We start from the raw sequence: 367 nt of genomic DNA on the forward strand, positions 1-367 counted from the left end.
GTAATTCATACACTTGGCCAGGCTGTAATTGGTTCATGATTTCTTCCAAATGAATTTGTATATATACCGGCCTCAGTTGAGCTGGTTTTGTTTTAAATACGACTGTTTCGAATTCTTTTCTATATATCTTAGTTGGTAACTTAAGACGTGATAAATAATATCCTTGATTATCTTGAATAGACTTAAAGTCTTGTAAACGAAAATATCCTAAGTCACGAATATACAGTTCATTCTTTTGTGCCATACCTGTTCGCGTCGCACCATACGCCTGATCACTTCGTTTTCCTGGTTCAATTTTCACATCAGAAAATTCTCCACTCAACAAGTCATACTCTAGTTGAATTTTCACACCAGCTTTATGACTACA

At 35.1% G+C, this 367-nt stretch carries 1 protein-coding gene; it reads right to left on the reverse strand.

Going from position 1 to position 367, the window contains the following annotated elements:
- Window positions 1-367 (reverse strand): transposase (locus JDS80_RS30785; RefSeq protein WP_199640826.1); only part of this gene is annotated, 367 nt, incomplete at both ends.

The sequence above is a fragment of the Bacillus cereus group sp. N8 genome (assembly GCF_016483685.1).
Taxonomy (GTDB): domain Bacteria; phylum Bacillota; class Bacilli; order Bacillales; family Bacillaceae_G; genus Bacillus_A; species Bacillus_A proteolyticus.